Here is a 12,357-nt window from a genome sequence, read left to right on the forward strand (position 1 = left end):
GCGGCGGCACCAGCTACGTCATCGGCGGCGGCGCCCGCTCCGCCAGCGACAAGGTGTTCCAGCACAACGGCAACGGCACCGTGAACATCTCCGGCTTCTACGTCGAGAACGCCGGCAAGCTCTACCGCGCCTGCGGCAACTGCACCAACTCCTACCAGCGCAACGTGGTCGTGGACAACATCATCGCCAGGTCCACGAAGGTGATCGCCGGTATCAACATCAACTGGGGCGACACGGCCCGGTTCACCCGCGTCACCGTCTACGGCTCGGCGACGATCTGCGACAAGTACCTGGGCGCGCCGAAGGGCAGTGAGCCGACCCACGTCGGATCGGGCGCCGACGGCGTCAACTGCTTCTACAACGCCTCGGACATCACGTACCGCTAGGTTCCAACCGCACCACGACCCACTTCGACGTGGGGGTGCCGCTGACCGCAGCCTGCGAGTCCAGCGGCACCAGCGGGTTGGTCTCCGGGTAGTACGCCGCGACGCAGCCCTTCGGCGTGTTGTACTCCACCAGCCGGAACCGCTCGGCGCGCCGCTGCCGCCCGTCGGTCCACTCCGAGACGAGGTCCACCACGTCGCCGTCGGCGTGGCCGAGCTCGGCGAGGTCGGCGGCGCTGATGAACACGACCCGCCGCCCGGAGCGGATGCCGCGGTACCGGTCGTCGAGGCCGTAGATCGTGGTGTTGAACTGGTCGTGGCTGCGGATCGTCTGCAGCACCAGGCGGCCCGGCGGCACGCTGAGCACCTCCAGGGGGCTGACCGTGAACACGGCCTTGCCCTCAGGGGTCGGGAACGTGCGGGAGTCGCGCGGCCCGTGCGGCATGGTGAAGCCGCCGTGGGTGCGGATCCGCTCGGTGTAGTCGGCGCAGCCCGGCACGACCCGGCCGATCCGGTCGCGGATGCGGTCGTAGTCGGCGGGGAAGTCCTGCCACGGGATGCCGTGCCGGTCGCCGAGCGTGGCGGCGGCGATGCCGCAGACGATGTCGACCTCCGAGCGCAGCAGCGGACCGGCCGGCGCCGAACGGCCCCGGGACGCGTGCACCTCCGACATGGAGTCCTCGACGGTGACCCGCTGCGGCCGGCCGCCGGTGAGGTCCTGCTCGGTGCGGCCGAGCGTGGGCAGGATCAGCGCGGTGCGGCCGGCGGCGACGTGGCTGCGGTTGAGCTTGGTGGAGATCTGCACGGTCAGCTGGGCGCCGCGCATCGCCTCGGTGACGACGTCCGTGTCGGACATCGCCGCGACGAAGTTGCCGCCGAGCGCGATGAACACCTTCGCGCGGCGGTCGCGCAGCGCCCGCACGGCGTCGGCGGCGTCGAAGCCGGGCTCGCGCGGCGGCGCGAAGCCGAACTCGGCGCCGAGCGCGTCGAGGAAGAACGCCGGCGGCGCCTCCCAGATGCCCATCGTCCGGTCGCCCTGCACGTTGGAGTGGCCGCGGACCGGGCACAGCCCCGCACCCGGCTTGCCGATCATGCCCTGGGCGAGGGCGACGTTGACGAACTCCTTGATCGTCGCGACCGCGTTGTGGTGCTGGGTGATGCCCATCGCCCAGCAGTGCACGATCCGCTTCGACGAGGCCAGCATCGCCGCCGCCGTCTCGATCTGCGACCAGGTGAGCCCGGTCGCGGCGAGGACCGCGTCGCGGTCGACGGCCCGCACGTGCCGCTGCCACGCGTCGAAGCCGGTGGTGTACTGGTCGATGAACGCCCGGTCGAGCACCGTGCCGGGCGCGGCGTCCTCGGCCTCCAGCAGCAGCCGGCCGATCGCCTGCCACAGCGCCAGGTCGCCGTTGGAGCGGATCTGCAGCAGCTCGTCGGCGAGGCCGGTGCCGCGACCGGCGAGGCCCCGCAGCTTCTGCGGGTTGTCGAAGCGCATCAGCCCGGCCTCCTGCAGCGGGTTGATCGCCAGGATCCGGGCGCCGTTGCGCTTGGCGGTCTCCAGCGCGGTGAGCATCCGCGGATGGTTGGTGCCGGGGTTCTGCCCGGACACCACGATGAGGTCCGCCTCGTGCAGGTCCTGCAGCGACACCGAGCCCTTGCCGACGCCGATCGTGCGGGCCAGCCCGGCCGACGTCGACTCGTGGCACATGTTGGAGCAGTCCGGCAGGTTGTTGGTGCCGTACGCCCGGGCCAGCAGCTGGTGCAGGAACGCGGCCTCGTTGCTGGTGCGGCCGGAGGTGTAGAAGACCGCCTCGTCCGGGCCCGCCAGCCCGTTAAGGTGGGTGCCGATGAGGGCGAACGCGTCCTGCCACGAGATCGGCTCGTAGTGCTCCGCGCCGGCGCGGCGGACCATCGGATGGGTGAGCCGGCCCTGCCGCTCCAGCCAGTGGTCGGTGCGCCCGGCGAGGTCGGCCAGGGAGTGCGCGGCGAAGAACTCGGGCCCGACGGTCTGCCGGACCCCCTCCCAGGACACGGCCTTCGCGCCGTTCTCGCAGAACTCGGCGGTGTGCCGGTGCCCCTTCGGGTCGGGCCACGCGCAGCTCATGCAGTCGACGCCGTCGACCTGGTTGAGCGCGCGCAGGTTGCGGGTGGCCTTGACGACCCCCATCTGCCGCACCGCGTTGGCCATGCTGAGCCGCACCGCCTGCAGGCCGGCGGCGTGGTCGGCGGGCGGCCCGACCCGCAGCCGCGCCTCCTCCTCGTCCACCAGCGGGCCGGAACCGTCGTCCACCGCCGGCCCGCTCTGCAGGGTCGGCCCGGCCCCGTCCACCGGCGGTCCGGCGGGCAGATCGGCGGGCGGCGGGGCGGCGGCGGGCGGTGAGGTGGACATCGGGGCACTCCCACGTGCGGCGGTGACACTTACGACGAGGGTAGTCCGTCCTGCGCCGCGGCGAAGATCCGCGCGAAGATGGCGTCGATGACGTCGTTCTTCGCCAGGCTGTAGTCGCCCGGTCGCTCCGCGGTGTCGCGGGCCAGGCTCCGCTTCGTGCCGGCGTAGCGTTCCAGGTCGTCCGGGTGGGTGCGCAGCCAGTCCCGGAACAGCCGGTGCCGGACCAGCTCCGGGGAGTGCGGTGGCCACACGTGCAGGTGCACGTCCTCCGCGGCGCTGACCAGCATCCGGTGCCCGTGCCACCAGGGTTCGCGCAGCACGAGGCGGTAGCCGAGCCGTACCAGTGCCGGGACGTACGCGGCCTCGTCGGCGCTGTCGCCGACCGTCAGGTCGATGTCGATGACCGGCTTCGCCGGCAGCCCCGGCACCGCCGTCGAGCCGACGTGCTCGATCGCCACGACCAGGTCGCCGAGCGCCTCGGTGATCGCCGCGCGGGCCGCCGCGAACCGCTGCGGCCAGGCCGGGTCGTAGTCCGCCACGACGACGGACCGCCACCGCGCCGGCGCCTCGCCGACCAACCCCGCCGCCAACTGCTCCGCGGTGCCGTGGAACCGCTGCGTGACCTCCGGTGGATACCCGGCCATCGTGACCTCCCGTGCTCGCTGCCGTACCCCGGCAAAGTCGGCCAGACTACGACAGCCGGCACCCCGGCCGCGACCCCTGACGACGATACGGCGGACGGCCGGACCCGGGGCCCGGCCGTCCGCCCTCGCCGGTCGTCAGCTCGCCGCGCAGGTCAGCGCCGCCGGGACGCTGTTCGTGCCGGTCCACGACCCGAGGAAGCCGAACGACGCCGTCGCGCCCGCCCCCAGGGTCCCGTTGTAGTTCACGTTGCGGGCGGTGACCGCCGCGCCCGAGCTCGTCACGGTCGCGCTCCACGCGTTGCTGACCGTCTGGCCGTCGGCGTACGTCCAGCCCACCGTCCAGCCGGAGACCGCCGAGCTCCCGGCGGTGACCCGCACCTCGCCCTGGAAGCCACCCGGCCACTGGCCGGTGATCGCGTACGTCGCCGTGCAGGTCTTCGTGCCGTTCGGCGACGACGACGGGCTGCGGGAGGCCGACGGCGACGTCGACGGGCTGCGGGACACCGACGGCGACACCGACGGCGAGGCCGACGACGGGCTCGCGCTCTGGCCGCTGTAGATCGACGCCTCGCGCGACGTCGCCTTCAGCCCGTTGGCGCCGTTGACGATCCGGTCACCGAACGTGGTCAGCTGCGCCGGGTTGAAGTTCACCGTCATGTCCAGGATCGGGTCGCTGTTGCCGCTCCACGACCAGGCGATCCAGCCCAGCCCGCGGGCCTGCGCCTCGGACAGGATCGTCTCGTGGTCGACCTCGCCGGAGTTGAACTTCCAGCCGAACTCGCCGACGACGAGGGGCCAGCCCTTGTTCTTGAACGCGTCGAAGTAGGCGATGATCGTCGAGGCGTTCGCGTACACGGCGTACATGTGGATCGACAGCACCGTGTTGTGCTTGGTGTCCGCGTCCAGCACCGTCTGGCCGGTGTCCCGCATGACGTTCTGCCAGTCCTGACCCCAGTTCGGGGCGTCGACCATGATGAGGTGCTCGAAGCCGTTCGTGCGCAGCTTCTGGATCGCGGCCGCGGTCGCCGCCGTCCACTGCGCCGGGTTGGTGTTGCCGATCGGCTCGTTGCCGATGTTGATGACGACGAAGTTCTCCTGGCCGACCAGGTTCGCCTTCTGGCTGATCCAGTAGTTGGCCGCCTCGTCGAGGGACGCGGCGGCGCCCTCCTCGCCGTAGCCGGTGGTGTCGTGCACCTCGAGCACGCAGATCAGCTTGTTCTGCCTGCACAGGCCGATCACGGCCGGGACGTCGTTGGACGGCCCCCACCGCTTGCCGGTGCCGAGCACCACCCGGATCGTGTTCGCCCCGGCCGCCTTGATCGCCGCGAATGACGACGTCTGGCCGGTGTACCACACATGTGGGTGATTGACCCCGCGCATGATCAGGTTCTGCCCGTTCGCCTCCACGATGTTGCGCCCGCTGATGTGCAGGCCGACGGCGGCGGACGCGGGCTGCACGAACATCACCACGGAAGCGGCGACCGCGACCAGCACGGCGCCGAGAACGCTGAGTCTTCTCCTCATGGAAACCTCGAAACGTCGGTGTGAGCAGCCCCGTGACCCGGGACCGGCGGGCCGGACACTAGGTTCGGCGCTGAGCACTGTCAATGCGCCGCGGCCCCCGTCGACGCCCCTTCCCGGCGATATTTTCGCTGGTACGCCCCCTGTCGCCCGGCGCTCGCCCGCGCCGCGCCGACCGTGAACGTTTCACCCGTTGTCCCGGGACAACGCGTTGCGGCGGCCGGGTAGATTGATCGCTGGTGAGTGCGCGTGGGGTCTACCGGCTGACGATGCTGTTCGTCATCGTCACCTGCGTCATCGTGTCCTACGTCGTGCTCGCCCGCCGGGCCGACGGCCACCCGCAGCAGCCCGGCCCGCGCCCCGCCTTCCAGCTGCCGTTCCCCTGCGGCGAGTCGTGGAGCCTGACCACGTACGCCGGCCACGACGACTACGACATCGACTTCTTCTACGACGGCGGCCCCAGCGGCGGCCGCGCCGTGCTCGCCTCCGCCGCCGGCACCGTCGCCTGGTCAGGCTGGCAGGCGACGCTCGACACCGGCGCCCCGGCCGCCCCCGGCACCATCGGCACCCGCGGCGGGCTCGGCTTCGGCGTCATCATCGACCACGGCGGCGGCTGGTTCAGCTCGTACGGCCACCTGCAGACCTGGCCCGAGGTGAAACAGGACCAGTCCGTCAAGCAGGGCCAGCTCCTCGGCCACGTCGGCCGGACCGGCGCGACCAAGGTCGAGCACCTGCACTACGAGCAGCACGACGACACCCGCGACCCGGACCACACCCGCGGCAACGCCGACAAGGTCGAGTCCGTCTTCGACGGCGTCCCGTCCGGCATCACCACCGACGGCAACGCCGGCACCGGCCCGATCCGCACCGCCGGTCCGGTGTCACCGACCCAGCACCGCACCAGCCGCAACTGCCCGTAGCCGCGTCGCCTTCACCAGGGCCACTCGCCGGCCAATGCCTCGGCCCCTTCCCCGGACCACACCACGAACGCCGCCGCGCCGCCCTCGTCGAACACCAGCTGCGGGCCCGCGACCGCCGCCAGGGCGCACACCGCCCGCAGCACCGCGGCCGGGTCCGGCTTGCGGAACGTCACGGTTTCCACGGCCGCGTCGGCGGTCACGGCCGGCACGCTGCTGCTCCGGCCGGCCGTGTACACGCTGACCTCACCGAGATCCACCGCCGCGCCGCATGCCGCCGCCCCGGGACACTCCGGCAACCGCGAGCCGGCCGGCTCACCGGCCACCTCGAACCAGTTCGTGCCGTGGCAGCCGGCCGCCCGCAACGCGTCCAGGACCGCACCGACCGACGGCCGCGGCACGACCCGCGGCACGACCGCCGGCACACCCCGGCTGTGGTCGGCCGAGGCGATCCACTCCGCCATGCCGTCGCGCCCCAGCGCGTCCACCGGCACCACGTACAGCGACCAGCTCACCGCACTACGCGAAGCGGTCGGCGATGGCCGTCAGCTTCGTGACGTACGCCGGCCAGTCGTACCCGCCGGGGATGTTGGTGTTGTCCTGCCGCAGGCCGGTCGCGCCGTCGTGCTCCTCGCGCATGATGTCGGCGTGCCCGGCGTGCCGGGCGATGTCGCAGGTGACGTGGATGATGATCCGGTGCAGGGTCACGTCCTGGTGACCCGGCCGCCACCAGGGCACCCGCCCCGGCGCGTCGAGCGGGAGCCGCTCGATCGTCTCGTCGGCGAACACGGCCACCCGGCGGTACAGGTCGATCAGCCCGTCCTTCGTCTCGTCCTGCCGCGCGTACCAGTCCGCCTGCGGGTCCTCGTCGTACATCTCCATGGGGACGAGATCCCCGGGCGTCGGGAACTCGCGGCCGAAGGTGAGCCCGAAGTAGCCGGCCTCGATGTTGAGGCAGTGCTTGACGACGCCCAGCAGGTTGTTGCCGGTCGGGGTGCGCGGCAACCTGGCATCGCGTTCGCTCAGCCCGTCGAGCTTCCAGATCAGGTCGTCGCGGGTCTGCCGGAGGTAGTGGTGCAGCGCCGCTTTCGGGTCACTCAGGTCTGCCATGCCCGCCAGTCTTCCTGATGGGTCCCGGGCCCGTCGCCCACGGGGCCTGCCGCCGGCGGGGCGTCTCCAACCGGCTCCCAACCAGGTCCCGACGGGCTCCCAACGGTCACGATCATCGTGGGCGCACACAACGAAGGGACCATTCATGCGCACCGTTCTTGTCACCGGATCCGCCGACGGCATCGGCCGGCACGCCGCGGCACAGCTCATCGCGGGCGGGCACCGGGTGATCGTGCACGCCCGCGACGAGGGCCGGGCCGCGGAGGCCAAGGCGGCGCTGCCCGGCGCGGCCGGGGTCGCGGTCGGCGACCTGGGCTCCCTGGCCGGGACCGTCGCCCTCGCCGGCTCCCTGGAGGCGTACGGCCGCTTCGACAGCATCGTGCACAACGCCGGCATCGCCCGCCTGGACAGCCCGCGGCGGGAGCTCACCGGCGACGGGCTCGAGTCGATGTTCCAGGTCAACGTGCTGGCGGCGTACCTGCTGACGGCGCTGCTGCCGCAACCGGAGCGGCTGGTGTTCCTGTCCTCGGCGATGGCCGCCGGCGGCGCCGTGGACCTCGCCGACCTGCAGTTCGACCGGCGCCCGTGGGACGGCGTCACGGTGTACTCGACGACGAAGCTGCTGGACCTGATGCTCGCCGCCGCGATCGCCCGGCGGTGGCCGTCGACGCTGAGCAACGCGCTCGACCCCGGCTGGGTCCGCACGAAGATGGGCGGCGACACCGCGCCGACCAGCCCCGAGGATGCGGCCCGGGCCGAGGCGCGCCTCGCCGCCGGTACCGACGCCGCCGTCCTGGTCACCGGCGAGTACTTCACCGACCGGGAGTGGCGGCCGGACGGCGCCGTTCTGGACCCGGCGCTGCTGGAGGCGCTGCTGGCGCAGTGCGCCGACCTCACCGGCGTTCAGCTGCCGCAGGACGCGCGCGGCGGGCCGGCGGCCTGAGCCAGCCACGCGGTGTGCCGCTCCCCCAGCGCCTGCCGGCGCCCGGCGGGCGTGCGGCGCACCGCGTACTGCCGCACGGTCGCCAGCAGCGCGAACCGCCGCTCGCCGGCGCCGGCCACGACCGTCACCAGCGACTTGTCCACCAGCGCGGTGAGGTCGGCGAGGACGCCGCCGGGCCCGGCGACCGCGGTGGCCGCGGCCAGCCCGAACCCGCCGTCGAACACGGCCAGGGCCTGCAGCAGCCGCTGCTCGGTGCCGGTGAGCCGCTCGTACCAGGCGTCCATCAGCTCCAGCAACGTGGTGCGGGCACCGGTCAGCACCGCGAACCGGTCCTCGTCGAGGTGCTGCAGGAGCTGCCGCGGCGACAGCATCCGGATCTGCGCGGCGGCGAGCTCGATCGCCAGCGGCATGCCGTCCAGCGCCGCGCAGATCCGGGCGATCAGTGGCCGCTCGCCGGCCCCCGGCGACCAGCCGCTGAGCACCGCCGCGGCCCGCGCGGTGAACAGCTCGACCGCCTCGCCGGCGGGCAGCGGTGGCACCTCGAACCGCTGCTCGCCGCCGACCCGCAGCGGCTCCCGGCCGGTGGCCAGGACCCGCACCTGCGGGCAGGCGTTGAGCAGCGCCGACACCAGCTCCCCGGCGGCGGCGTGCTGGCAGTCGTCGACGACCAGCAGCAGCCGCCGGTTGCGCAGCGCCGCGACGAGGGAGCCGGTGCCGGCCGGGCCGGCAATGCCCAGCGCCGCACACACGCGGCCGGCGAGCGCGGCGGGCTCGCGCACCCCGGCCAGGTCGGCGAACCACGGCCCGTCGGTGTCGGCGCGGCCCGCCGCGACGGCCAGGGCGAGGCGGGTCTTGCCCATCCCGACGGCGCCGGTGAGCGTGACCAGGCGGTGCCGGCGCAGCAGGCCCTCCACCGCACGGACCTGCGTGTCCCGCCCGACGAGCGCGGACACGGCATGCGGCAGGTTACCCGCCGGCGCGTCGCCGGGCCCGCGGTCCAGGATCTCGTGGTGCAGCCCGGCCAGCTCCGCGCCGGGTTCGACGCCGAGCTCCGCCATGAGGCGGTGCCGGGCGTCGCGCAGCACCGTGAGGGCGTCGCCCTGCCGGCCGGCCAGGTACAGCGCCCGCGCCAGCAGCGCCCACGCGCGCTCCCGCAGCGGGTGCGCGGCGAGGAACGCCCGCAGCTGCGCGGCGGCCGTCTCGTGCGCGCCGAGCTCGATGAGCGCGGCGAGCCGGTGCTCGGTCGCGGCGGTGCGCAGCTCCCGCAGCCGGTGCGCCTCGGCGAGCACGAACACGCGGTCGGCGCAGTCGGCGTACGCGGGTCCCCGCCACAGCGTGAGCGCCTCGTCGAGGCAGGCGAGGGCGGCCCGCGGGTCGCCGCCGTCGAGCAGGTCCCGGCCCCGGTGCAGCGCCGCGGCGAACCGGTCGGCGTCCAGCGTGCCGGGCTCCAGCCGCAGCGCGTACCCGGTGCCGTCGCGCACGAGCAGCCGCCCGGGCGCCCGCGGCGGCCGGTCCGGTTCGAGGGCGCGGCGCAGCACCGACAGGTAGCCCTGCGCGGTGATCCGGGCGCTCGGCGGCGGTTCGTGCGGCCAGAGGCAGTCCACGAGGGCGTCGATGGACACGTACCGGCCGCGGGCGACGACCAGCCGGCACAGCACCGTGCGTGGCGCCGGTCCACCCACGGCGACGTCGGCGCCGTGGCGGCGCACCAGCGTCGGGCCGAGCACACCGACCGTGAGGGCCGTCCCGGTGCCGCCGCGCACGGCGCTGCCGGCGGCACTGCCCACGGCGTTGTTCACGACACCTCACGCGACGGTCTGGATCTTCCTTCGGAGCCCCAAAGGTTCCCCAACGACCCATTCGCCTGTCAGCCACATGTACGACACCGGCCCCAGGCAACCGAAAGGGCGGGTGGGCCGTCTCCCGCGGTGACGCGGCGGCCGAGGGAAGCGCGGACGCTGACTACCAGATCCCCCGCTCGCGCGGGGGCTCCCGATTCGAACGGAACAGAAGGAAGCGCCCACATGGCCTCGGCCGCCGCCGCTCATGCCGTCACCTGCGCTGCGGGCCGCTCATGCCGTCACCTCCGCTACGCTCCGGCGCCGGCCTGAGCTCCACCCTGAGCTGCTGATTCGCAGCCCTCCGCTGGCGGATAGGTCTGCGAACCGTCCGGCAGGCCCTCCGGCGCCTCGAGCCCGACGAACGTGACCGGCTCGTCGGGCAGCCGGCCGTCCCACACCGTCACCTCGGCCCGGGCCCGCCACAGGTCGACGAGGTAGGCCATGGTGAGGTACCGCCGCTCCATCAGCGCCCGGACCCGGTCGGCGGTGGTGAACGTGTTGTTCTCCACCCGGTTGAACGAGGCCCGGCCGTGCAGGTACAGGTGCAGCCACACCGCCTGCCAGCCCTCGGCGCCGTGCGCGAACACCATCGGCAGCGCGATGCGGCCCGGGCCGCGCAGGTCCGAGCGGGCCCGCACGGTGCGGGCGTCGAACGGCGCGCCGCGCTGGTCCAGCGCCCGGGTCTGGTACCCGAACATCGACTCGGCGACCTCGTCGAACGACTCGCCCGAGTAGATGTGCACCTGCGGCACGACGTAACGCGCGCCGACGGTCAGGGGCACGTCGATGAACTCGGTCGCGCCGTGCGGCGCGTCGGTGATGTCGCCGGAGTGCACGATGCCGTCGTGGTGGTAGTTCGTCCACGACACCTGCCCCGCCGTGTGGTACCCGTCGTCGAGCAGCAGCACCGACAGGTCGAAGTCGGTGCGGCGGCTGGTCTGGCGCCAGTACGTGAAGAAGCGCAGCAGCTCGCCGGAGACCGGCGCCCGCGAGCCACGCGGCAGCACCGCGTAGCCGCCCTCGGCCGCCTTGCCCGACAGCGGCAGCGCGACGCCGAGCACGTCCGGGTCGACCAGCAGCGGCCGCTGCGTCTGCGGCAGCCGGGCGCCGATCTGCGCGTCGAGCCGCGCGGACAGCTCGGCGACCAGCCCGGCCGGCAGCGGCGGCCGCTCGTCCCGGCCGATCCAGGCGCGGCGCGAACGGTTCGCGTACATGCGGGCCGACGCGGGCGCCAGCCGGTTGCCGACGTGCTCACGCAGCGAGCACAGCACCCGCCCCGACGCGGTGCCGAGCGCGGCGGTCACCTGCTCGACCACGGCGGCCTGCTCGGCCGGCGACGCCAGCCGCAGCAGCCGGTCCGCGGCGCGCAGCAGCAGGCCCGGCGCGGCCGACAGCACCCGCGCCGCCGGTGCGACGGCCCCGGCGTCGATCGCCGCCTCGGCGCGGCCGGCGAGGTTGGGGACCCGCCGCTCGCCACGGGCGACGGCGAACACCTCCTGCGCGTGCGGCCACTGCCGGTGCTCGTGCGGGTGCAGCCGCTCGCCGAGCCGCTTCCACCGCTCCGCGTACCGCGCGACGTCGCCGAGCTTGTCCGGGCTCGCCGCGACGACCGCGTCCAGCGCGGCCAGCAGGACCCGCCGCTCCGGGCGCCGGAACGAGCGGAACCGGGCCGGCGTCGCCAGCGAGGTGTCCCCGCCGGAGGCCTGGCAGGCCAGGCGCAGCACGTCGGTGGTGGTGTCCACGGCGACCAGCGGCCGGCCCAGGACGAGCCGGACGCCGTTGAGCACGGCGCGGTGCTCGCGCACCGGGACCGTGTCCGGCTGGACGCCGTCGAGGCAGGCGACCGCGAGCTCGCCGAGGGCCGCGAGGTCCGCCTCGCCGAGCGGGGTCACCCCACCGGCCAGGGCCAGGTAGAGCCGCTGCGCCTCCACCTCGGCGGTGTCGCCGAGGTGCAGCACCGTCAGCCGGTCGCCGGCGGCGCCGACGAACGCGTCGTGCGCGGCCAGCAGCTCGTCGTAGGTGTGCTGGTACGTGCCGTACCCGGGCAGGTCGAGCAGGTTCACCCCGCCCTGGGTGACCGCGGCACGCAGCTGCGCCTCGGTCAGCGCGGTGCCGCCGCCGGCGAGCACGGCCGCGCGCAGCCGCTCGACCCAGAACTCGACGGTGTCCGGCACGTCGTGCGGGAAGCCGATGAAGTAGGCGTTGTGCTGGACGTGGTCGCCGACCAGCTCGCGGACCGCGGACACGACGGTGGCGGCGAGGTCCATCGCCGGTGCCGGCGCGAGGGCCCCGACGTGCGACAGCAGCGCCCGCGACGCGGCGAACCCGGCGTCGAGCAGCGCGGCGTCCAGCTGCCGGGCGACCGCCGAGCCGTCGCCGGGCGCGCCGGCGGCGGCGGGTACCCGCAGCGTCTTGCGAATGATCAGCTTCTCGAGCACACGGTCCCCCGTTCGGCTGCTGGCATGGGTGGGCCGCCGGGGACTCGAACCCCGAACCCTTCGATCCAACAGGAGAAGGAAGCACATCCATGCCCGCGCAGGCGGAGAGCGGACGCGCTACTCAGTCGAATGCTCTACCAGTTGAGCTAGCGACCCAGGCGTCGATCATCG

10 protein-coding genes and 1 tRNA gene are annotated in these 12,357 nt (G+C 73.8%); 3 read left to right on the forward strand and 8 right to left on the reverse strand.

Annotated features, from left to right (window positions below):
* Positions 1 to 386, forward strand: a 386-nt coding sequence (locus tag OP18_RS21790) for a pectate lyase (RefSeq protein ID WP_033360848.1), incomplete at its 5' end; no start/stop codon positions are given.
* Here the strand turns inward: OP18_RS21790 and OP18_RS21795 are convergent.
* The 3 genes from OP18_RS21795 to OP18_RS21805 form a co-directional block, all read right to left on the reverse strand.
* Entirely contained in the window at positions 373 to 2,772 is a 2,400-nt protein-coding gene (locus OP18_RS21795; RefSeq protein WP_081970982.1) for an FdhF/YdeP family oxidoreductase, read from the reverse strand. The genes OP18_RS21790 and OP18_RS21795 overlap by 14 nt on opposite strands.
* 29 nt (positions 2,773 to 2,801) lie before the next feature.
* On the reverse strand, positions 2,802 to 3,416 hold the full coding sequence (locus OP18_RS21800; RefSeq protein ID WP_033360849.1) for a GrpB family protein: 615 nt from the start codon (positions 3,414 to 3,416) through the stop codon (positions 2,802 to 2,804).
* A 135-nt stretch (positions 3,417 to 3,551) separates the two neighbouring features.
* Complete coding sequence (locus OP18_RS21805) at positions 3,552 to 4,940, reverse strand: cellulase family glycosylhydrolase (protein WP_033360850.1); 1,389 nt, start codon at positions 4,938 to 4,940, stop codon at positions 3,552 to 3,554.
* Positions 4,941 to 5,176: 236 nt separating this feature from the next.
* Here OP18_RS21805 and OP18_RS21810 point away from each other — a divergent pair, with 236 nt between their 5' ends.
* Positions 5,177 to 5,857 carry a M23 family metallopeptidase gene (locus tag OP18_RS21810; RefSeq protein ID WP_052387103.1) on the forward strand — a complete coding sequence of 227 codons (681 nt, stop codon included), beginning with the start codon at positions 5,177 to 5,179 and terminating at the stop codon, positions 5,855 to 5,857.
* A gap of 11 nt (positions 5,858 to 5,868) precedes the next feature.
* On the opposite strand, the gene OP18_RS21815 is transcribed toward OP18_RS21810, so the two are convergent.
* The gene (locus OP18_RS21815) at positions 5,869 to 6,369 is read right to left on the reverse strand and encodes a hypothetical protein (RefSeq protein WP_033360851.1); all 501 of its coding nucleotides are present in this window, start codon (positions 6,367 to 6,369) and stop codon (positions 5,869 to 5,871) included.
* Between the two features lie 4 nt (positions 6,370 to 6,373).
* Complete coding sequence (locus tag OP18_RS21820) at positions 6,374 to 6,964, reverse strand: DinB family protein (protein ID WP_033360852.1); 591 nt, start codon at positions 6,962 to 6,964, stop codon at positions 6,374 to 6,376.
* A 145-nt stretch (positions 6,965 to 7,109) separates the two neighbouring features.
* On the opposite strand from OP18_RS21820, the gene OP18_RS21825 reads away from it, so the two are divergent.
* The gene (locus OP18_RS21825) at positions 7,110 to 7,907 is read left to right on the forward strand and encodes an SDR family NAD(P)-dependent oxidoreductase (protein WP_033360853.1); all 798 of its coding nucleotides are present in this window, start codon (positions 7,110 to 7,112) and stop codon (positions 7,905 to 7,907) included.
* On the opposite strand, the gene OP18_RS21830 is transcribed toward OP18_RS21825, so the two are convergent.
* From OP18_RS21830 to OP18_RS57440, 3 genes are all read right to left on the reverse strand, one after another.
* The gene (locus OP18_RS21830) at positions 7,868 to 9,706 is read right to left on the reverse strand and encodes an ATP-binding protein (RefSeq protein ID WP_052387104.1); all 1,839 of its coding nucleotides are present in this window, start codon (positions 9,704 to 9,706) and stop codon (positions 7,868 to 7,870) included. The genes OP18_RS21825 and OP18_RS21830 overlap by 40 nt on opposite strands.
* A 290-nt stretch (positions 9,707 to 9,996) precedes the next feature.
* The gene (locus OP18_RS21835) at positions 9,997 to 12,186 is read right to left on the reverse strand and encodes a TerD family protein (RefSeq protein WP_052387105.1); all 2,190 of its coding nucleotides are present in this window, start codon (positions 12,184 to 12,186) and stop codon (positions 9,997 to 9,999) included.
* 29 nt (positions 12,187 to 12,215) lie between these two features.
* A tRNA-OTHER gene (locus tag OP18_RS57440) sits at positions 12,216 to 12,342 on the reverse strand.
* Positions 12,343 to 12,357: the final 15 nt, after the last annotated feature.

The organism is Dactylosporangium aurantiacum (assembly GCF_000716715.1).
GTDB classification, from domain to species: domain Bacteria; phylum Actinomycetota; class Actinomycetes; order Mycobacteriales; family Micromonosporaceae; genus Dactylosporangium; species Dactylosporangium aurantiacum.